Raw genomic sequence first — 21,790 nt, forward strand, 5'->3', positions numbered from 1 at the left:
GCATGATGACACAATCCAGCAGCCACAAAACAAGTGTTACTACAGGCGACTACATCGATCGTGAAAATAATTAATCTTATTTATTTCATTTGGTTAAAAAGATAAACCTGAGTAATCCCGCTGCGCTTTCCTCACCCTTTCCCGTTGTAGCAAAATTCTTTCATTTTGCATTTACTACTACAAATGCTCGTGTTTGAATGATTCTCAATTACATATCCGACGCCGGATTCGGCGACTTAACGGATAGATTTTGCGCAATCGGGCAATACATTAGAAACGTCCACGTCTGTGTTATGCACAGTTTTTTGGGAAAACAGATTAAATGGTTCAGTTCACTCACGGTATCTATGGGCTGAAAGGGCGCGCCTTGTTCTCTGCGCTCTTTCTGGGATCATGCTTCACGCCGGTTACGCTCGCGGCGGAAACGACAAATAAAACCAATAACGACACCATCACCGTCAACGCGGATGCATCATCGGCCGATCAACCCGCCACGTCCGGCTATCAACCCATCAGCTCCTCTACGGCAACGCTGACCTCAATGCCGCTGCTGGATATTCCGCAAGTGGTGAATACCGTTAGCGATAAAGTGTTGGAAGATCAGCACGCTACCAGCCTTGATGAAGCGCTGTATAACGTCAGTAACGTGGTGCAAACCAACACGCTGGGCGGTACGCAGGATTCGTTTGTGCGTCGTGGTTTTGGTACCAACCGCGACGGTTCGATCATGACCAACGGCCTGCGCACCGTGGTGCCGCGCAGCTTTAATGCCGACGCCTCGCGCGTGGAAGTGCTGAAAGGCCCGGCCTCAACGCTGTATGGCATTCTCGATCCTGGCGGGCTTATCAATGTTGTTACTAAACGTCCACAGACCCAATTCGGCGGCTCCATTTCCGCCACCTCTTCCAGCTTTGGCGGCGGCACCGGTCAGTTTGATGTCACTGGCCCGATCGAAGGCACGCGGCTGGCGTATCGTCTGATCGGCGAATATCAGAACGAAGATTACTGGCGCAACTTTGGCAAAAATAAGAGCACCTATATTGCTCCGTCGTTAACATGGTTCGGTGATAACGCCACCGTCAACGTGCTCTATTCACATCGTGATTATCAGACGCCATTCGACCGCGGCACGATCTTCGATCTCACCACCAAACAGGCGGTGAATGTCGATCGTAAAACCCGCTTCGATGAGCCGTTTAACATTACCGATGGCGAATCCGATATTGCGCAGTTGAATGCAGAATATCGTTTTAACAGCGCCTGGACCGGCAAGCTGGAATACGGCTACAGCCAGGACAAGTACAGCGATAACCAGTCACGCGTGATGGCCTACGATGCCGCTACCGGTAATCTCACGCGCCGCGTGGACGCCACGCAGGGATCCACTCAGCGGATGCACACGACGCGTGCCGATTTGCAGGGGAATGTCGATATCGGCGGCTTCTACAACGAGATCCTCACCGGTATTTCGTACGAATATTACGATCTGCTGCGTACCGACATGATCCGCTGTAAGAACGTGAAAGACTTCAATATCTACAACCCAAGCTATGGCAGCGCCAGCAAATGTACGACCGTCTCCGCATCGGACAGCGATCAGACCATTAAGCAGGAGAGCTACTCGGCTTACGCTCAGGACGCGTTATATCTGACCGACAAATGGATCGCCGTTGCCGGGATGCGTTATCAGTACTACACCCAGTACGCCGGTAAAGGCCGTCCGTTCAACGTCAACACCGACAGCAGCGATGAGAAATGGACGCCGAAATTCGGCCTGGTCTATAAGCTGACGCCTTCAGTGTCGTTGTTCGGTAACGTGGCGAAAGCGTTTATGCCGCAGTCCTCCATCGCCAGCTATATTGGCGATCTGCCGCCGGAAACCTCGACATCTTACGAAGTGGGCGCCAAGTTTGACCTGTTCGACGGTGTTACTGCGAATATCACCATGTTTGATATCCATAAACGCAACGTGCTGTACAGCGAAATCGTGGGTGATGAAACGGTTGCCAAAACCGCCGGGCGTGTCCGTTCGCAGGGTGTAGAGATGGATCTTGCCGGTTCACTGACGCCAAACATGAATGTCATCGCCAGCTACAGCTACACCGCTGCGAAAGTGCTGGAGGATCCGGATTACGCCGGTAAACCGTTGCCGAACGTGCCGCGTCATACCGGCTCCGTGTTCCTGACTTACGACATCAATAACGTGTTTGCCGGTAACACGCTGACCCTTGGCGGCGGCGGTCACGGCGTGAGCCGCCGTTCAGCCACCAACGGCGCGGATTACTACCTGCCCGGCTATTTTGTTGCCGATGCCTTTGCCGCCTACAAAATGAAGCTGCAATACCCGGTAACGCTACAGGTAAACCTGAAAAATATCTTCGACAAGACGTATTACACCTCGTCGATCACCACCAATAACCTCGGCAACCAGATTGGCGATCCGCGCGAAGTGCAGTTCACCGTCAAAATGGAGTTCTGAGTCCCCAACGTAACGCAGTGAGAAAGTTGCCCCGCACGACGCGGGGCTTTTTTCTGACATGCTATTTTGCCGCCATCCTGCTGGTAACATCCCGGTTTCACCATGAAACGCCCCCAATGAACACCCGTTCATTAAACGGTCACCTTTACGCAATCCTTTTGCAGCATTTTTTTCACAGACTCTCTGGCTTTCGAAACCCGTAAATTCGCGGTTCAAGGCTTATGAGAAAATACCGGCTTCCGTGGCTGATCCTGTCACCGTCTCTGCTGTTCCTGGCGCTGTTCACTTACTTTCCGCTGTTGCGCTCGGTGTATGACAGCCTGTTCGATACCCGCATCGTCAGCAATGATGCGCCGTTCGTTGGGCTGGGAAATTTCGTCCGCCTGCTGGATGATTCGGTGTTCTGGCAGTCTCTGTTCAATAACCTTATCTACATCCTGCTCACTGTCATTCCGGGGGTAACGCTGGCGCTACTGCTGGCGGTGGCGCTGTGGGAAAACCATCGCATCAACCGCTGGTTACGTACGGCGTTTTTCTTTCCGATGATTATCCCGATGGTCAGCGCCGCCGCGCTATGGCTGTTTATTTTTATGCCTGGCCTCGGGATGCTCGATCACTACCTCGCGCAGCTTTTCGGGCCGATGAACAACAACTGGCTGGGGCGCAGCAATAGCGCGTTGTTGGCGCTGGCGTTGATTGGCGTGTGGAAGTTTGCCGGGTATTACATGCTGTTCTTCCTCGCCGGTTTGCAGGGCATTCCCGCCTCAACGCGTGAAGCGGCGGTAATGGAAGGCGCAACCTCCACGCAGGTTTTCTTTAAAGTCACCCTGCCGTTACTGCGCCCGACCATCAGCTTTGTGGTCACTACCGCGTTGATTTACTCGATTACCCAGATCGACCACGTTGCCGTGATGACGCGCGGCGGCCCGGACAATGCCACTACCGTACTGCTCTATTACATCCAGAATCTCGCCTGGGACACTCACGATCTCGGTAAAGCCTCTGCCGCCACGTTTTTAACGCTGGTCGGGCTGTTTGTCTTCTCGCTGGTCAACCTGAAACTGCTTGAGAGAGGAGCGCATTATGAGCGTTGAGGTTACTCCTGTTATCAACCGGGCTGCTGTCGTGCCGCGCCCGTTGTGGCTGCGTCTGCGTCATTCGCGCCCGATCACGCTTACGCTGCTGATGGTTTGCCTGGCGCTGCTGTGGGTAAGCCCGTTTATCTGGATGCTTTCATCCGCGTTTAGCGCCACCACCTTTGGCGAAGATATGGCATCAATTCTGCCGCGCTTCCCGCTGACGCTGGATAACTTTCGCGATGCGTGGGACAGCGCCAACTGGCTCAGCCTGTACGCCAACACGCTGATCTTCGCCTTCGGCACGTTCTTTGTGCAGTTGTTCACCATTACCACTGCCGGTTACGTCTTCGCCTGCCACGAATTCCGCGGCAAGAAAACGCTGTTCATCCTGTTCCTGGTACAACTGATGATCATGCCGGTGGTGATGATGATCCCCAACATGCTGACGCTGAAAACCTTCGGCCTGCTCAACACGCTGACCGGCGTGATGATGCCCTACTTCACTTCTGCGTTTGGCGTCTTTCTGATGCGCCAGGCGTTTCTCGCCATCCCAAAAGAGATTGAAGAGGCGGCGCTGATGGAGGGCTGTCGCTGGTGGCAGGTGCTGTTCCGCGTGATGTTGCCGATGTCGTGGCCGTCGGTGCTGGCGTTCGCCACCGTCAGCATTACCTATCACTGGAACGAGTATTTATGGCCGCTGATGATGCTCAACGATCCGGACAAACAGGTGCTGACAGTCGGCCTGGTCTCCTTCGCCATGGGCGCAGAATCCGGCGGCCAGTGGGGAATGATCAGCGCCGGGACGCTGATGGTTTGCCTGCCGCTGATGGTCGCGTTTATTGCTTTCCAGAAACAGTTTCTCCGGAGCTTTGGCTTCTCCGGTATTAAATAAGGAGTGTAGTTATGTTTTTAGCGCAAATTTCCGACACCCATTTCCGCAGCCAGAACGAGAAGCTGTACGGTTTTATTGATATCAACGCCGGGAATGCCGACGTCGTGTGTCAGCTTAACGCCCTGCGCGAACGCCCGGATGCGGTGGTAGTGAGCGGGGATATCGTCAACTGCGGCCGCCCGGAAGAGTACCGCGTGGCGCGCCAGATCCTCGGCGGGCTGGATTACCCGCTGTTTGTCATTCCGGGCAACCACGACGATAAAGCGCACTTTCTGGAATATCTGCACCCGCTGTGCCCGCATCTTGGCAGCGATCCGCAGAACATTCGTTATGCGATTGATGATTTCGCGACGCGTCTACTGTTTATCGATTCCAGTCTTGCCGGGGAATCAAAAGGCTGGCTGACGAATGAAACCCTGCAATGGCTGGAAGCGCAACTGAGCGCCAGCAAAGACAAACCGACCGCGGTATTTATGCATCATCCGCCGCTGCCGCTGGGCAACGCGCAGATGGATCGCATCGCCTGTGAAAACGGTCACCTGCTGCTGAAACTGGTTGAGCGCTTCCCGTCGCTGACGCGCATTTTCTGCGGCCATAACCACAGCCTGACCATGACGCAATATCGCCAGGCAACGATTGCCACCATTCCGGCCACCGTACACCAGGTACCGTATTGCCACGAAGATACCCGCCCGTACTACGACATGTCTCCGCCGTCGTGCCTGATGCACCGCCAGATTGGCGATCAGTGGGTGAGCTACCTGCACTCGCTGTCGCATTACGCGGGCCCGTGGCTGTATGACGAAAACATCAGTTGCCCGGTGGACGAGCGCTAATCCCATGTTAAGACTGAACAATGTAAGCAAGCAGTTTGATGGCAAAGCGGCGCTCAGCGCGCTGTCGCTGGATATTCACGATGGCGAATTTGTGGTGCTGGTTGGCCCGTCCGGCTGCGGCAAAAGTACACTGTTGCGGCTGATTGCCGGGCTGGAGAATGTCAGCGATGGCGCCATCTGGCTCGATAATGATGACATCACCGCCCGCTCGCCGCGCGAGCGCAACTTCGCGATGATCTTCCAGAACTATGCGCTGTTTCCGCACCTGTCCGTGCGCGACAACATCACCTTCGGCATGAAAGTGCGTAACGAAGAGAAAGCCAGCTGGCAACCGCGCCTCGATCGCGTGGCGCAGATGTTGCAGCTTGATGCATTACTGGAGCGAAAGCCCGCCAAACTCTCCGGCGGCCAGCGCCAGCGCGTGGCGATGGCGCGCGCCATCGTGCGTAACCCGAAACTGTTCTTAATGGATGAACCGCTCTCTAACCTTGATGCGCGCCTGCGTACTGAAGTGCGCGACAGCATTATGGAGATGCACCAGCAACTGAAGACCAGCACCATTTATGTGACGCACGACCAGACCGAAGCGATGTCGATGGCCGACCGCATTGTGGTGATGAATGGCGGCCACGTGCAGCAAGTTGGCCGCCCGGAACATTTGTACGCGCATCCGGCAAATCTGTTTGTTGCCGGGTTTATCGGCTCTCCGGCCATGAATCTGCTGTCGCTCTCCTGCGCCAATGGCGAGGTGCAATTGGGTGAGCAACGCCTGCCGCTGCCTGAGCACGCTAGCAGCGCGTCGCAAGTGTGGCTGGGCATTCGCCCGGAGCACATGACCGACACGCCGGAAGCGGGCCAGTTGGTGCTGCCGGCCACCGTCATGCAGCGGGAACTGATGGGCGCGGATTATCAGCTTCACGTCAGCACGCCCATCGGCAACCTGCGTTACATCCGCCGACACCGGGGTGATGTGCCCAACAAAGGGGACACACTCAGCGTCGGTTTTTCACCCCTTGATTGTCATCTTTTTGATGCGCAAACCTTGCTTAACTTACACCAGGAGAACGACCATGCATAAGCCTCTGCCAAAAACATTGCGAGCGCTTACTTACAGTATAACCCTCGCAATGAGTGGCACCGCACTGGCGCAGGAGAAGATTGATTTCATGTTTCCGGCCCCGGTGGACGGCAAACTGACCATGGAAATGACGCGCGTCATCAAAGCTTTTAACGATTCGCAAAAAGAGGTAGAAGTGCGCGGGATTTTTACCGGCAACTACGACACCACGAAAATGAAAGCTGAATCGGCGCAGAAAGCAGGCCAGCCGCCTGCACTGGTGATCATGTCCGCCAACTTCACTACCGATCTGGCGCTGAAAGATGAAATTCTGCCGATGGACGAACTGTTCCAGTACGGCGACAAAAAAGCAGGCGATTTCCTGCAAAACGAGTTCTGGCCTGCGATGCGTAAAAACGCGCAGGTGATGGGCGTGACCTACGCCATTCCGTTCCATAACTCAACGCCAATCCTCTATTACAACAAAACGATGTTCGAGCAAGCGGGCATTAAACAGCCGCCGCAGAACTGGAAAGAGTTACTGGAGGATGCGAAAAAGCTGACCGACCAGAGCAAAGGCCAGTGGGGCATTATGCTGCCTTCTACCAACGACGATTACGGCGGCTGGATCTTCTCCTCGCTGGTACGCGCCAACGGCGGTAACTACTTCAACGAAAACTATCCTGGCGAAGTCTATTACAACGCGCCCACTACCATCGGCGCACTGCGTTTCTGGCAGGATATGATCTACAAAGACAAAGTGATGCCGTCCGGCGTGCTGAACTCGAAGCAGATCAGCGCTGCGTTCTTTTCCGGCAAACTGGGAATGGCGATGCTGAGTACCGGCGCGTTGGGCTTTATGCGTGAAAACACGAAAGATTTCGAGCTGGGCGTGGCAATGATGCCTGCTCAGGAACAACGTGCCGTGCCAATTGGCGGCGCCAGCCTGGTGAGTTTTAAAGGCATTAACGATGCGCAGAAAAAAGCGGCGTATGAGTTCCTGACTTATCTCGTCAGCCCGGAAGTGAATGGCGCATGGAGCCGCTTCACCGGTTACTTCTCACCGCGTAAAGCGGCCTATGATACGGCGGAAATGAAAGAGTACCTGAAGCAGGATCCGCGCGCCGCCATCGCGCTGGAACAGTTGCAGTACGCACATCCGTGGTATTCCACTTACGAAACGGTTGCCGTGCGTAAAGCGATGGAAAACCAGCTGGCGGCCGTGGTGAACGATGAGAAAGTCACCCCGGAAGCGGCCGCAGAAGCGGCGCAGAAAGAAGCGGATACGCTGATGAAACCCTATGTGGAAAAAACCGCGCTGCAAGCGGTGAAATAAGATGTTGTTCCCCGCAGGGATGCGGGGAGATGTCCCCTCACCCGGCTGTAAGCGCTTACTAACTTAACAACAAATACGGTGTCACCTCAAAAAATAACCACTGTGAATACGGGGTTTATTGATCAGCCAGACATTTCCTTGCTTGCCGGGACTGTATATTTTTCACTCACCCAACTGACAAGGAGCACACCATGTCTTACACCGAACAGCACTGCCACTCCTGCGGAATGCCGCTCTCCGCGCCGGATGCCCGTGGTGCCAGCGATAAATATTGCGCGTACTGCACCGACAGCGAAGGCAATCTGAAATCCTGGGATGATGCCGTTTCCGGCCTCGCGCAATACCTTGATTCATGGCAGAAAGTGGGCAACGAAGAAGCGCGTAAACGTGCCATCCGCTATCTGACATCAATGCCTGCGTGGGCAGACAGAGCCTGAAGCTATTAACCTGGCAGCTTCAATCCGGGGTAAAAAACAGCAGCACCAACCCCAGCAGCGCAAACAGGCCAAATGCCAGTGCAACCCCAGCCTGTGCGTAGATCAAACCCAATATCACCGCGCCAGCCACCTGGCCTGCGGCCAGCATAAAAAACGCTATGCCGACCCCGGAAGCCGGGGTCGCTGGCGTGGCTTCTGCGCCCCTCACCAGCAGCACACCGGAAAGCGTGATATAACCAGCCCCACAGAGCGCCACCGCCGGGATTAACCACCAGGAAAATGCGTGGCTGAAGGCCATCAACAATAACGGTGCGGTCATAAACAACAGTGCCAGCCGGTAGACCTGGCGCATACCGATATAACGCGCAATCGGGCCGGTGAAGGCCCCCAAAATGCCCGCCGCGCCGCAAACACACCACAGAATACTGATGAGCGAATCCGCCACCGCCATCTGCTGGCGCAACACTTGCGGGCCAAAACTCCACCACGCGGCGCTCATCATCCCGCTCAGCAACGCTATCAGCGCAAGACGGACAACACCGCGCGAGAAAAGCGTTCCCTTGCGCGCCTCCGCCTGCAGTTGTGCGCCACGCGGTAAATAGCGCTGCACCGGCCACAGGCACAGCAGTGCAATCACCGCGAACACGAGACACGCGGTTCGCCACGGCAGAAACGACAGGAGCGGCACGGAAAGGATGATCCCTGCCCCGGTTCCGGCGTTAATCAGGGTATTCACCTGCGTTTGCCGTGATGCGCTCACGCAACGACTGACCGCAGCCGCCAGCGAAGGCGACGAAAACCCGGCGCTGATCCCGGCAATAAATAATCCGACGCCCAGCATCACGGGAGAAGCGGCTGCGGCGAGCAGCAGCAGGCCAAGCGCGGCACTCAGCGCAGAAACCGCCGAGGGAAATCGTGGTCCATAGCGCTTATTCAAGGTGGCGGCAGCGCTTATCGACAGACAATAAGCCGCGAAACTACAGGCCGAAAGGATGCCTGCAAGGCGCGGGCTGAAAGGGATATCCTGCGCCACGGCAGGCATCATCAGCCCCCATGAGAAACGGGCGAGGCCATAAGAAACGGCGATCAGCGCGAAACCGGTCATGCCGAGCTTCATCGTTTCGCCTCCTCGCCAGCCATCAGGATCGCCGCTGCTTTTCCGGCATCATAAGCCGCCTGCGGTCCGCGAATTAACGCTGCGGTAATCGCCCCTTCAAACAGCATCCAGACGGCATCAGCCAGCGCGCTATGTTTCATGCTCGTGGCGATGTAATCCCGTAGCGCATAGCGAAAATCCAGCGCCAGCGCGCAGAGCTGTATGTTTTCCTGCGCATACTCGCCCCAGGCTTTCAGGAAAAAGCATCCGCCCGCGCCGTAACCCGCCATCCATTCCCCGAGCACGGCAAAAAGTTTTTCCACCGCCTGTGGGTGTTCTGGGGCGTAGAGATCGGCGAAAAAACGCTGCTGGCGGGCTTCCATGACCGCTGCGGTTAATCGCTCTCGCGAAGGGAAATGGCGATACAGCGTGCGCGTTGAAACACCGGCTTCCTCGCAAATACGATCGGTGCTGGTGGCGTGAAAACCATTGTTATAAAACAACCGCTCGGCGGCCTGAATGATGTCTTGTCGTTTTTTCATTCTTAAAAAGTAAACCGATCGTTTTACTTTCGCCAGCAACCATAAAAAAGTAAAAATAAAACACATTAAAATTCAATGAGTAAGGAGATGATATATTTTTATCGCGAAAAATTAACTTGCAATTAAATCGCGAGCTATTTAAATTCCTCTCCAGACACAAGCACAACCCACTTTCACAACCATTTAAATAGCACGCGATACAATCGCAAAGGAGATAAAGATGTCCCGTTCATTACTGATTGCCATGAGTTTAACCGCCGCCAGCGTATCTACTGCCTGGGCCGCCGATGCGCCCGCGCCGACTGCCGGTGTAGCGAAATTCCTTTCTGTACTGAACAGCAGCGGCGGCAAACCTATCGAACAACTCTCTGTACCGGATGCTCGCCAGGTGCTGATCGGCGCGCAGAAAGGCGCCAAACTGCCCGCAGCGGATGTGACAGAAAAAACCATCACCGTAAACGGTAAACCGTTGACGCTGACCATCGTCAAACCGCAGGGCGCAACCGGTACGCTGCCGGTGTTTATGTTCTTCCACGGCGGCGGTTGGGTGCTGGGCGATTATCCAACCCATGAACGTTTTGTCCGCGATCTGGTGAACGAATCCGGCGCTGCCGCCGTGTTCGTGAATTACACGCCGTCACCGGAAGCGCACTTCCCGGTCGCCATTAATCAGGCGTATGAAGCCACGCGTTGGGTCGCCGAACATGGCAAAGAAATTGGCGTGGATGGTTCTCGTCTGGCGCTGGCGGGTAACAGCGTCGGCGGTAATATGGTGGCTGCTGTGGCACTTCAGGCCAAAGAGCACCATGCACCGGCGATTCGCTACCAGGTGATGTTCTGGCCGGTCACCGATGCGCGCTTTGATACCGGTTCCTATAACCAGTTCTCGAATGGTTATTTCCTGAGCAAAAACATGATGAAATGGTTCTGGGATAACTACACCACCAAAGAGAGCGATCGCCGCAACATTCTGGCTTCACCGCTGGAAGCAAGCAGCGAGCAACTGAAAGGCTTGCCGCCTACGCTTATCCAGACCGCCGAGCTGGACGTGCTGCGTGATGAAGGTGAAGCCTTTGGCCGCAAACTGGATGCCGCGGGCGTGCCGGTTACCGTTACCCGCTATAACGGCATGATCCACGACTACGGTCTGCTGAATGCCCTGAGCGAAGAGCCAACCGTTCGCACCGCGCTTTCCCAGGCTGCCAATGAACTGCGTGTCCACCTGAAATAAGCACTTCCCGGAACCCACCCTATGCGGTGGGTTCTTTCATTTTGAGCAAATTCGCCTCGTCATACGCAGCCTGCGCCGCAAGCACTGCATCCATATTGTTTTCCACCCAGTGCGCCAGCACCGAGACGGTTTCCGTCAGCGTACGCCCCAGCGGCGTCAGGCTGTACTCCACCGCCACCGGCACGGTATAAAACACTTCACGGGCGATGATGCCATCGCGCTCCAGCTTGCGCAGCGTCTGGGTTAAGACCTTTTGCGTGATCAGGCGGATATCCCGTTTCAGGCCATTAAAACGCATGGGCCCATTTTCCAGACGCGCCAGCACCAGCAAGGCCCATTTGTCCGCCAGCCTTGCCAGCATATCGCGCGTCGGGCAGCGGTTATCATAAATATCGTAAGGAATGGACGGCTTAATCATAACGACAAATTCTCGTAGTAGGTTTCCTTGAGGAAACGTAGTGCCCTTTGGGTGCCTTCTTCCGCAACCGAAGCGGGATGTGTATAACTCAAAGCCTAAGTTTCTATTTGATACTAAGGTGCCAGAAATGGCAAAAGTTCTCCTGCGGAATAGAAAGGAATAAAGGATGATTAGTCGGCTGAACAACGCATTTCTCAGTCTTACCACGCACCCGGAGTTTGGCAAGCTATTGCTGCGCCTGACATTTGGCGTGCTGATGCTGTTTCACGGCGTAGCCAAAGTGCAGCATGGTGTAGGCTGGATTTCCGACATGCTGGTCGCGCAGGGTTTACCGGGCTTTATCGCTTACGGTGTATTTGTTGGCGAAATTATTACGCCGGTACTGATTATTATTGGCCTGTTCACGCGCCAGGCGGCATTTATTTACGCATTTAATATTCTGGTTGCCACCTTACTGGTCGGCATGGGGAAATTCTTTACCCTGACCAACGTCGGCGCATGGGGTCTGGAAAGTGAAGCCCTCTATTTCCTCGGCGGATTAAGCATTATGTTTCTGGGTGCAGGGAAATACACCCTGTTTGCCGGAAAAGAAAAATAATGACGGTCGTGCAAACTCATTTGTACGTTATCTCTCTTAGATAGGGGAAAAATATGTCTATTGTTGTGATCTATTATTCTGGTTACGGGCACACTAAAGCGGTTGCCGAGAAAGTCGCCGAAGGGGCAAATGCAACGCTGATCGCTGTGGATAATAACGGTGATATTCAGGAAAGCGACTGGCAATTACTGAACGACGCCAAAGCCATTATTTTTGGTGCCCCAACGTATATGGGCGGCGTGCCATGGCAGTTTAAGAAATTCGCTGATGCCAGCTCTAAAGCCTGGTTTACCCGCGCCTGGCAGGACAAAATATTTGCCGGTTTCAGCAACAGCGCCAGCCTGAACGGTGACAAACAGGTTTCGCTGCAATACCTGCAAACGCTGGCATCACAGCATGGCGGCATCTGGGTGAGCCTGGGCCTGCTGCCAGCGAACACGCTTGCTGCAACCCGCGAAGACATCAACAACCTCGGCGGTTCTGTCGGCCTGCTGGTGCAATCGCCGTCTGATGCAGGCGCCGATAAAATCGCCTCCGGCGACCTCGATACCGCAGTGAAATTCGGCCAGCGCGTGGCCGATGTAGCGAGCCGTTTTAATTAATTTTGTATATCAAGGCCGGGGAAACCCGGCTTTTTATTTCGGACTTCAGAGCGACAAATCTCTCGACACCTTCCGGAAAAATCTCATTCCCTCTTCGTGAATATGCATTACACATCCAGCTTAGCATCGATGAAATTTGATTTTTCGTTACAGTATTCACCCCAAATTCAAAACAGATGGAAATTAAAGATAAGCCGTTCTATTTTAATAGCTCGTCTTTTAGAAAATGGAGCATTTTTTTCATGGAAAAGGAAGGGACGCTACGCTTACTCACACCAGGCGAAGTGCGAATGGCCCGAGCCGTATTCGGCGACGCAATTGAATATCACAAAGTTTGGGTCCACCACGACAGTTACTTTCCATTCGGACTTCAGCCAGATAATGCGGGCATGGCTCCAAATGGAGAACTCTATTTCCGGGCATGGTATACCCATGATTTTTCGCAGTCAGACCTCCCTCATCGTCATATATTTATTCATGAGATGTGCCATGTCTGGCAGCGAGGCAGAGGAATGAACGTACGTCTGAATGGGCTGATAAGCAGCCTGGTTAGCTATCGCTATGCGCTTAATGGCCGTCCTTTAAGACGATATCCAATGGAGCAGCAGGCACAGATTATTACCGATTGGTACATTCTAAATACTTACGATTATATAGCATGGTGCACACTCAGAGAACGAGGAGATATCACCCTGGATGGTGATACTACTGAAAGTGTCATAAGAGCCCAATACCAAAAAACACTGCAAAATTTTCCATGGTGCTGATAATGAAAAACATAATCTTGTTTTTATTCTTACTTCCATGTTTATTTACATTGACAGGATGCCCAGGTCAGGGCGACAGATTACAAGCCGATGAAATAACCACAGTACAAAAATCAGGAAATAATCTCTGTTTTCTGGTGCCTGACGCGGGTGAATATCAGCCAACCATACTGACAATTGGTCAACGCAATAAACCAGCAGAAAAAATGTGGCGTGGCGGTAATCCCGATTTGAAAGTAGAGGATGGCCAATTGTGTATTCCCCCTGCGCTGTATACTTTTCCTGAGCAGGGCCAATTTGTTATCCGCTACGTCCTGAAATCCGGTCAGGAGAATATGCCTTTGAGAAGTGTCGTAGCCGCGATTGAAGTATCTAAAACCGGCGTACGTAATCTCCCGCTCCAGAGTAATGAAGGTGTCAGACCGTATCAATAGCGATGGTTACAGAGCTTGCCGCTATCCGGCAGGCTCTGAGCTGATAGAGTAAGCCTTCTGAAAACATTGTCGTCACATCAATTATAATGACATTTACACTTAAGTTATTCCCGCAGCAAATGTTTTCATGCCACGATACTGCATGATGACACCGAATTGTGAGGAACAACATGAGCACGCCAGAAGAAGGGCTCCTGGAAGTTGCCTGGTATATGTCGAAATATGGGTTGGAAGATCCGCCGACGATATTTGGTGTCGGGCAATGGAATGAAGCCTACGCCCTCTTCTATCCGAGATTTGGTGCGGGCAAATCATCAGAGGAATTTTACAATAGTCTTAAAAACTGTCGTGATCGATTTGACTCATGGATGACAAACCCTCGCAGAGGCTGGCGTAACCCTGATGGCACTCCGAGGGAACTGCCCGTCGCTTCTCAACGTGTTATGGAAAGAATGAATGCGCTTGCAGAACCTATGGCGGAACAACGTGTTTTGTCATGGATAATGGCAGACTCCTTTGAACAAACACAACAAGATGTGCAACTTATCCGTAAAGATAAAGGTCTCGACGAAACGACAAGAGAGAGATTGGTTGCCGCTCGGCTGGGTCAGGGAGACTTCAGAAAGGGCTGTTTAGCCCATTACCCTGCCTGCCCCATTACTGGAATCTCCTTTCAACCGGTGTTAAGGGCCAGCCACATAAAACCCTGGTCAGCATGTAACACAGGAACAGAACGTCTCGATCACTTTAACGGAATAATGCTGGCAGCGCATATTGATGTACTTTTCGATCAAGGTTGGATGTCGTTTGAAGATAATGGGCGACTCTTAGTCAGTGATGAACTAAATGCTGAAGTGATAGAACAATTACAATTACTGAATCGCCACGGGTTTAACAGACACCTCAGAGTCATTTAAGATGGCTTAAAGAGAGGTGCCCATGAGCGGTAAGCGTTATCCCGAAGAGTTTAAAACTGAAGCAGTCAAACAGGTTGTTGATCGCGGTTATTCTGTTGCCAGCGTTGCAACACGTCTCGATATCACCACCCACAGCCTTTATGCCTGGATAAAGAAGTACGGTCCGGATTCTTCCACTAATAAAGAACAGTCAGATGCTCAGGCCGAGATCCGCCGTCTCCAGAAAGAGCTGAAACGGGTTACCGACGAACGGGACATATTAAAAAAAGCCGCGGCGTACTTCGCAAAGCTGTCCGACTGAGGTACGCCTTTATCCGTGACAACTCCTGTTGCTGGCCTGTTCGCCTGCTCTGTCGGGTGCTGGATGTTCATCCCAGTGGTTTTTACGCCTGGCTTCAGCAGCCGCATTCACAACGCCATCAGGCAGACCTGAGACTGACAGGACAGATTAAACAGTTCTGGCTGGAGTCGGGATGCGTCTATGGTTATCGCAAAATCCATCTGGATCTGCGTGACAGCGGGCAACAGTGCGGAGTAAACAGAGTCTGGAGACTGATGAAACGTGTCGGAATAAAGGCTCAGGTCGGATACCGAAGCCCGCGGGCACGTAAAGGCGAGGCCAGTATCGTGTCACCCAACAGGCTCCAGCGACAGTTCAATCCGGATGCTCCTGATGAGCGTTGGGTAACGGACATAACCTACATCAGGACCCACGAAGGCTGGCTGTATCTTGCCGTTGTTGTTGATCTGTTCTCACGCAAAATTATCGGCTGGTCCATGCAATCCCGGATGACAAAGGACATTGTCCTGAACGCACTGCTGATGGCTGTATGGCGGCGTAATCCCGAAAAACAGGTGCTGGTTCATTCGGATCAGGGCAGTCAGTACACAAGCCATGAGTGGCAGTCGTTCCTGAAATCACACGGCCTGGAGGGTAGCATGAGCCGTCGCGGTAACTGCCATGATAATGCGGTTGCAGAAAGTTTTTTCCAGTTGTTGAAACGTGAACGGATAAAGAAAAAGATCTACGGAACGCGGGAAGAAGCCCGCAGTGATATTTTTGATTACATCGAAATGTTTTATAACAGTAAGCGTCGGCATGGTTCTAGCGAACAGATGTCACCGACAGAATATGAAAACCAGTATTATCAACGGCTCGGAAGTGTCTAGATTATCCGTGGCGATTCAGCCATATTCCCGCAGGCAGGCCCGACGCCAGTTTAACTGCCAGTTCCTGAATAAATTCTTCAAACTCATAGGGTTTGGTCAGAGAAAAAGTGATAGCGGGTTGCGGCCTGGCGGCAATAGGTTCTAAGACAAGAGATACGGATGAGATTCTTTTTGCTTCATCATCAAGCACAGGTGTAACAGAGAAACGGTGGAAAAAAATATGCGCATCCTGCAACGCTTCTTCATGTTGTTCAGGCGGGATAACACTGGCTGCATCCTCACCAATGAAGGTGTAGGGATTGCGAATAAAAGAGACGGCATCATCACCCGCTATACGCCTGCCAGTAATTGAATGCACAGAAGAGAGGACTTCTTTCACTTCCGGGGAAATGATCACATGGCTGAGGGATCCATCATCACCCAGAACACGGTATTGATCCTGAACTAACTTACTGTTATCGAAACTATTGAGCCATTGCGTTGGTTGATCATCGAAAGAAGGTTCAATTTCGATGACCGGTGTGTTGTGAATGGTTGCTTTGCGTAGCTTGAGTCTTAACGATTCGGGCTTAACCACAATCGTCTTCGCCAGATAGTTATCTAATTCTGCCTGCGCCTTTTTTGTTAAGCGCCGTATTTTCGCCCAGCCAAGCTGATTGGTATTTTCTCCCGCTCTGTGCTGCTGCTCATCACGAAATTGCTGCAAAGCAGAGAGGAGCAGCCAGTTCTCGTGGGTCTGTAAAAATTGCCCCTCAGAGTTGCGAAATATCGCTCCTGTTCTTTCGATCTGAACAGATCGGCCAGTCGCGCTTTCCTTCCAGTCACGGATATAAATGTTAAAATCAGCATCGCTCAGGCTTCCGCTGCCTGCGAGACAAACCTTCAGCGGCTTAATCTCAGGGATCCCCAGTAATGACAGGCTGGTTTGATGATCCTCATCTGTTGCCAGACGATACAGTTCATCCCAGGTGAGCAACCAGCGATCGGATAACTCAACAACATATTCTTCTTCTGCAAGCTGCTCCATATAGGCGACCAAAGGCCACAATGCATCTTCATCAGCAAGCTTAAACAAAAACGATAGCCCTGACTCTTCAACCTGATAACGATGACTTACCCGTTTTTCTGAAGATATATTGTTACCTTTGAATTTGCTGAGCAGACGGTTGAGCATTATTTACTCCAGAAGGTCAGTGGATCGCCATTTTTTTGTTTAAAACCTAAGCGGACAAGCTTTTCAACGACTTCTGCATTACGTGAGGAAAGCCGAACATGCAGGGCACCGCCAATATTACGTTTGTCACTCACAGTGGCATCGAGCTGTTTAAGCAAGCTGCGAATCGCTTGCTCACGGGAGCCTTGCATTGCATCAGCGGGCGGCGGATTTACCATGTTTGTCGATATTGGCGATGGCGATGGCGATGGCGATGGCGATACAACTATATCCGAAGGCTGGTATCGGATACCTAATCGGCGAAGCTCATCCTCATAGTTAACCATCCATCCGGTGAGATGATTATCGCTATAGCCATAAGCTGTTGGTGCATGACGATGCTTTATCGCTCCCGCTTTTAATTCATAATTTAAATGCAGGTCGCTTTTTTCCGGGTTAAACGGTGCAGAAGACAACTCATAAACATATAACGCATTGCCTGTACGAGAAAACTCAACAAAAAGATAATTACCGATCTGCATAATTACGGCATTATCTGCACTATTTCCTCCAGACAGAGTGCTTAACCGTCCCTTATTTTTTTGCCTGAATGCAACAAAATCGGAATGCATATTCTGACGGGCATCCTGCCCTATTACTATCCGTGTGAATCCCATCTGATTGGCAAACCGTAACCAATAGAACAAACGGGCCTGATCCACATCATCTTTCCCCTTCAGCAACTGGAAGAAATGCGTTAAATCCTCTTTCGCCAGCCAGCTGCGTACCATGCCGCAAATTTTCTCGCTGGTATCAGGATCTTTCAAATGAGTAAGCCAGAGGTTTTGTTTACTGTGTAATTGCGGGCTTCCCCAGTTTTCCAGTGCCATTTGCTTAAGCTGTGGATGCGGAGTATTTCTGAAAGAAGAGCGGTAATACTGCATTAAACACGCACGTAAGATGAGATTTTTATACCTTTCGCGCTGGCGAGCGAGTTCCAGCAGGTTGGGCAGATGTTCTTTAAATGCGTCATCATCCAGCTCTAAGATCTTTGCCAGCAGAACAACAAAGGCCCGGTACCAAAGCCAGCTATTATCGGGAACCTGAGCCACGGTCTCCAGCGCTGAAAAATCGACCAGCTCGCCAGCACTCATTTTATTTGCCAATAAGTTCCCGGCATCTGGCGTGAACAGATCCTGATATTCATCTATTACCGCCATCCAGCGTTTTTCTCGACGCACCTGACCCTTAATCACGCCATAACCAATACGAAGTTGATCGCGTAACGAACACCAATTGTTATTCTCGTCGGGCTTTTTCGCGTGATAGCCAAAATAACTGCTACATAAAAACTTCCATTCGCGCCGTTTGAGTTTTTTGCTATCAATACGCTGCTGAATCTCTTGTTCAACCCGGTTATAAAGCGAATCATCCTCCAGCAGAACCGGAAATGCCGCATCGGGATCGCTATCAGCCAGGCCCGCAAATATCAGTTGCCAGTCGTACCTCGTTAGCACTTTCAACTGGCGAAGCGCAGTGATCGCTTTAAGTCGTTTTGTCAGCGGAGGGACTGTCGTGCGCTCGCTTTTCTCCATTTTGACGGACAGATATTGCTCTGCAGCCCTGAGCTTAGGGAAATCGCCAAAAGCAGCCGCTTCCGTGTCAATATGCCGTTTAACGGTGGCAGCAATATCTGACGATAAGCGAGATAACGCGGAGATCATAACGGCATCTCCAACTGACATTTTTCGGTTGTAGGTACGGTAACGCTACCCACATCAACTGCCGCCTTATCATGTTCATCTTTCAGACCAAAGAACTGCATGCGCAATTCAACGCGACGGCTGGCCTCTTTACTCTCTTTAGCGTTGTTAAACGAAACACCGCCCGCAAGGAAGAGCTTACGGATCTGCTCCTGCTGCAAGGGCGTTATCTGCTGTTGCAGGCGGCTACGGCTGTCGAGCAGGCTACACATTACCCATTCTGAGCGCTGCAACGAAAGATGCAGGTTATACAGATAGGAACCGTCGGTATCGGTAAAACCTTCAATGACAATCTGTTTAAACCATTTTTGCCCTTCCTCGCTGTTTGCCGCTTCCAGCACCAGCGGCACAACATCCTGTAGCGCTTTCTGTCCGTCAGCATTCAGGAAAAAGCGATTGTGGTCGAAGCGGCCCGCTTCTCCAAAACTGATGCGGTTATCACGGCAATCAACGACAATGGTTTTATTGAGATTGCGGGCGTGCAGCTCTAAACGCTCACACAGACGGGTAATATCTTGTCCACGCAGTTTCTCACCTTGTTCTACCCGCTGGATCCGTTGTGTTACTGAGCTTAATGAAGCCACCATAACGACCAGAAACAGCACCATCATGGCCGTCATCAGGTCCGCATAGGAAATCCAGAAGGGTTTCTCTGCCTCATCCGAACGCCGGGGCTTAATACGAAATGTTTGACCGAACATGATTCAGCCCCCTTTACGCCGGCACTTTAGAAAGCACTTCTTCAAGGTTTTCAATACTTTCACTAAGCTCGTCAATACCGCTTCCCAGACGTTTAACCGCGCTGTCTAAATTCGCGTCCAGCGCCCCTAACGTGGCGTCGAGGCTTGTTTTCATGCTGTCTGAGAATTGGTTGAACCCATTAGCCAGCACTTGTCCTGCGTTTTCGAGGAACTCTTTTGCTTCGCGATTATAGTCATGCAATCCTTCATTGTGCTGTTTCAGCTCTTTGAGGAATTGGCTACGCGCTTCCAGCTCAGATTGCGCATTGGCAATGACACCTTCCAGCAGCGTAATGGATTTCGCCACCGCTTCGCGGTTATTACGATAATCCGCCACCACGGAACTCAGCTCCTGGCTGGCCTGGCTCAACGTATTGCCTGCACCTTGCGCTTTAGTAAGTACATCAGCGGTAAGAAGATTTGCTTCTTTAACTTTGTCTCCTGCCGTTTCAAAACGTTCGGCAGCCAGGCGCATTTTGTCAGCACCGGTGTGCATATCCTGTAAATGGGCGGAAGTCTGCTCTGCCAGTCTGCGTAGCGTGCTTTCCGTCGCCCCCTGCTGTTCATTCAATGCATTCAGCAGCAAGCGGACCTGCTCGTCGAAACCAGCAATGATCTGCTGCGTTTCCTGATGGAGAGATGTCTGAGTATCCTGTTGATGACTGGCCAGTTGCTGTTGTCCCTGTTCAAGTTGCGTAAACAGCGACCCCAGTTTCTCGCCCAGCGCCTCAACGGACGCCGCCATTTGCTTCATGGTTTCACTTTGGCCTTGCTGGGACGTTTGCTGGATAGAGTCGATAAACGCTTTCATCTGTTCAGCCATCGCTTTTTCACGCGCTTCGCTATCGGCAAACATTTTTTCCAGCTGCTGTGCCATCCGCTCACCTGCGCCTTCACCTTCGGCACCAATTTTGGCGACGGACGATTGCAGGCTGGCCAGCATATCATTCATCCCGGCTTGCATCGCGACCTGTCCGGATTTCATCTCACTGAGCAACTGTGACATCAGCTCAGCACTGCCCTGACGAGTATCCTCGCTGGCGTTACGCATATCCTGCAACAAACCGGCAAAACCTGATTGCATTGCCTCAATGGCCCCCACAGATTGCCCCATCATCTGGTGCATATTTTCGAACTGCTTGCCGAAGGTATTGTCGAGTTTGGACATAAATGCCGTCAGGACATCCTGCAACATATTCTGTACCTGACCCGACTGATCGCCGCTGGCGGTCTGTACCGCACCAGCAATTTTATCTAACGGGGATTTCAGGCTATTTTCGATGGCTCCACTCACCTGCTCGGCAAACTGCTGGCCGGTATCGCGATAAGTGGAAGATAAGGTGTGCGCTAACTTTTCATTTTCAGCGACCTGGCTTGCCACCAGATTCTGTAGCATATCGCGGAGATCGGTCACCAGGCTGTCTTTAAGCTGCTTAGCCTGGGTAGCACTTTCGTTGCTCGATTTCACCAGTTCGGCAAGGTATTCCTCACCCACACCGGTTTCAAATAGCTGATCAACAGCGGCAGTAAACTGTTCAAGATATTTATAACACTTCGCTATCGACAGCTTTTCCAGCCACGTTACGAAGATGGACGCTGCGATGGCGGTAAACGACCCTAAAAAAGCATAAAGCACATCCCGCAGGAGAGAAGCCACGCTGCTGGTAACTTGCTCGGGCGTACTGGGGTCGAAATGATTTAAACCAATCATCAGCCCATAAAACGTACCGATAATGCCGACCCCTGTCAGAATCCCGGGAAGATGTTTAAAAAACTCAGTGTTAAGCGGAATATCGATTAATTGCTGCTCGGTGAAAAATGCCGCTGCGGGAGCCGTTGCCCGAACATCTTTTAATTTCAGTTCGCCATCGACAAGCGTTTTTTGTTGATGGAGTGACTCTGCAAACTCACTCCAGGAGTGGGCCAGTGGCGTCCCGGTAAATAACTCGCTCAGCTTCTGTAGTTTTACTGCCGTTGTCTCATTCTTCCAGTCTGAAATGATCCCTGACTGCTTCTTCAGTTTATTGACAATTTTAATTGCCCGATAAACATACAAAGCAGCAAAAAATGCCAGCGCAATAGCAACGACAATAATAACGACCAGCGGAACCTTTTCAGGTTGCACGGAAGTCAATATAGTTAAAAACGAGTTAAGCCATTCCATTTTTCATCCCGAGTCAACAACAGTTATTTTTTCTGATAGCTACCACAGGCGCTAATAACAAGGGGTTATAGCGCAACAA

At 51.9% G+C, this 21,790-nt stretch carries 21 protein-coding genes; 14 read left to right on the forward strand and 7 right to left on the reverse strand.

The annotated features are described in order from the left end of the window. Positions 1-322: 322 nt before the first annotated feature. From Y71_RS23600 to Y71_RS23630, 7 genes are all read left to right on the forward strand, one after another. Positions 323-2,479 carry a TonB-dependent siderophore receptor gene (locus Y71_RS23600; RefSeq protein WP_007372969.1) on the forward strand — a complete coding sequence of 719 codons (2,157 nt, stop codon included), beginning with the start codon at positions 323-325 and terminating at the stop codon, positions 2,477-2,479. Positions 2,480-2,700: 221 nt separating this feature from the next. Continuing rightward, a complete protein-coding gene (locus Y71_RS23605) occupies positions 2,701-3,573 on the forward strand; it encodes a carbohydrate ABC transporter permease (protein ID WP_007372968.1) in 873 nt (290 codons plus the stop codon). Next, positions 3,563-4,450, forward strand: a complete 888-nt coding sequence (locus Y71_RS23610) for a carbohydrate ABC transporter permease (RefSeq protein ID WP_007372967.1) — start codon at positions 3,563-3,565, stop codon at positions 4,448-4,450. The genes Y71_RS23605 and Y71_RS23610 overlap by 11 nt, the downstream gene beginning before the upstream one ends. Positions 4,451-4,461: 11 nt before the next feature. Beyond that, the gene (locus Y71_RS23615) at positions 4,462-5,286 is read left to right on the forward strand and encodes a phosphodiesterase (protein ID WP_007372966.1); all 825 of its coding nucleotides are present in this window, start codon (positions 4,462-4,464) and stop codon (positions 5,284-5,286) included. A gap of 4 nt (positions 5,287-5,290) precedes the next feature. Further along, positions 5,291-6,364, forward strand: coding sequence for an ABC transporter ATP-binding protein (locus Y71_RS23620; protein ID WP_007372965.1), 1,074 nt, complete (start codon positions 5,291-5,293; stop codon positions 6,362-6,364). Next, on the forward strand, positions 6,357-7,679 hold the full coding sequence (locus Y71_RS23625; protein ID WP_035943119.1) for an ABC transporter substrate-binding protein: 1,323 nt from the start codon (positions 6,357-6,359) through the stop codon (positions 7,677-7,679). Before Y71_RS23620 ends, Y71_RS23625 begins: the two co-directional genes overlap by 8 nt. Positions 7,680-7,906: 227 nt before the next feature. After that, positions 7,907-8,116, forward strand: a complete 210-nt coding sequence (locus Y71_RS23630; protein ID WP_435526113.1) for a zinc ribbon domain-containing protein — start codon at positions 7,907-7,909, stop codon at positions 8,114-8,116. Positions 8,117-8,135: 19 nt separating this feature from the next. Here Y71_RS23630 and Y71_RS23635 read toward each other — a convergent pair whose 3' ends face one another. After that, positions 8,136-9,233, reverse strand: coding sequence for an MFS transporter (locus Y71_RS23635; RefSeq protein ID WP_007372962.1), 1,098 nt, complete (start codon positions 9,231-9,233; stop codon positions 8,136-8,138). Beyond that, positions 9,230-9,754, reverse strand: coding sequence for a TetR/AcrR family transcriptional regulator (locus Y71_RS23640; RefSeq protein ID WP_007372961.1), 525 nt, complete (start codon positions 9,752-9,754; stop codon positions 9,230-9,232). Before Y71_RS23640 ends, Y71_RS23635 begins: the two co-directional genes overlap by 4 nt. 220 nt (positions 9,755-9,974) lie before the next feature. On the opposite strand from Y71_RS23640, the gene Y71_RS23645 reads away from it, so the two are divergent. Continuing rightward, positions 9,975-10,985, forward strand: coding sequence for an alpha/beta hydrolase (locus Y71_RS23645; protein WP_007372960.1), 1,011 nt, complete (start codon positions 9,975-9,977; stop codon positions 10,983-10,985). Positions 10,986-11,004: 19 nt separating this feature from the next. On the opposite strand, the gene Y71_RS23650 is transcribed toward Y71_RS23645, so the two are convergent. Further along, positions 11,005-11,403, reverse strand: coding sequence for a winged helix-turn-helix transcriptional regulator (locus Y71_RS23650; RefSeq protein WP_007372959.1), 399 nt, complete (start codon positions 11,401-11,403; stop codon positions 11,005-11,007). 166 nt (positions 11,404-11,569) lie between these two features. Between Y71_RS23650 and Y71_RS23655 the strand changes: the two genes are divergently transcribed. The 6 genes from Y71_RS23655 (at position 11,570) to Y71_RS23680 (ending at position 15,891) form a co-directional block, all read left to right on the forward strand. Further along, entirely contained in the window at positions 11,570-12,001 is a 432-nt protein-coding gene (locus tag Y71_RS23655) for a DoxX family protein (protein WP_007372958.1), read from the forward strand. Between the two features lie 53 nt (positions 12,002-12,054). Then, positions 12,055-12,603: a flavodoxin family protein gene (locus Y71_RS23660; protein ID WP_007372957.1), complete on the forward strand. Its 549-nt coding sequence runs from the start codon at positions 12,055-12,057 to the stop codon at positions 12,601-12,603. Between the two features lie 242 nt (positions 12,604-12,845). Beyond that, complete coding sequence (locus Y71_RS23665; RefSeq protein ID WP_035943116.1) at positions 12,846-13,370, forward strand: hypothetical protein; 525 nt, start codon at positions 12,846-12,848, stop codon at positions 13,368-13,370. Between the two features lie 2 nt (positions 13,371-13,372). Next, positions 13,373-13,804: a putative T6SS immunity periplasmic lipoprotein gene (locus tag Y71_RS23670; RefSeq protein WP_035886674.1), complete on the forward strand. Its 432-nt coding sequence runs from the start codon at positions 13,373-13,375 to the stop codon at positions 13,802-13,804. Between the two features lie 170 nt (positions 13,805-13,974). Next, positions 13,975-14,721, forward strand: coding sequence for an HNH endonuclease (locus tag Y71_RS23675; protein WP_050998936.1), 747 nt, complete (start codon positions 13,975-13,977; stop codon positions 14,719-14,721). A gap of 22 nt (positions 14,722-14,743) precedes the next feature. Continuing rightward, a protein-coding gene (locus Y71_RS23680) for an IS3 family transposase (RefSeq protein ID WP_085949497.1) occupies positions 14,744-15,891 on the forward strand; the annotation gives its coding sequence in 2 pieces (ribosomal slippage) (positions 14,744-14,981 and positions 14,981-15,891; 1,149 coding nt in all). Position 15,892: 1 nt separating this feature from the next. Here the strand turns inward: Y71_RS23680 and Y71_RS23685 are convergent. From Y71_RS23685 to zorA1, 4 genes are read right to left on the reverse strand one after another with little or no spacing between them, the layout of a single operon-like run. Then, positions 15,893-17,065, reverse strand: coding sequence for a hypothetical protein (locus Y71_RS23685; RefSeq protein WP_007372954.1), 1,173 nt, complete (start codon positions 17,063-17,065; stop codon positions 15,893-15,895). Next, the gene (gene zorC, locus Y71_RS23690) at positions 17,065-18,768 is read right to left on the reverse strand and encodes a type I Zorya anti-phage system protein ZorC (protein ID WP_007372953.1); all 1,704 of its coding nucleotides are present in this window, start codon (positions 18,766-18,768) and stop codon (positions 17,065-17,067) included. Before zorC ends, Y71_RS23685 begins: the two co-directional genes overlap by 1 nt. Beyond that, positions 18,765-19,508: a type I Zorya anti-phage system protein ZorB1 gene (zorB1, locus tag Y71_RS23695; RefSeq protein WP_007372952.1), complete on the reverse strand. Its 744-nt coding sequence runs from the start codon at positions 19,506-19,508 to the stop codon at positions 18,765-18,767. Before zorB1 ends, zorC begins: the two co-directional genes overlap by 4 nt. 13 nt (positions 19,509-19,521) lie before the next feature. After that, entirely contained in the window at positions 19,522-21,711 is a 2,190-nt protein-coding gene (gene zorA1, locus Y71_RS23700) for a type I Zorya anti-phage system protein ZorA1 (protein WP_007372951.1), read from the reverse strand. Positions 21,712-21,790: the final 79 nt, after the last annotated feature.

Origin of the sequence: Kosakonia radicincitans DSM 16656, from assembly GCF_000280495.2 — a bacterium.
GTDB lineage: Bacteria > Pseudomonadota > Gammaproteobacteria > Enterobacterales > Enterobacteriaceae > Kosakonia > Kosakonia radicincitans.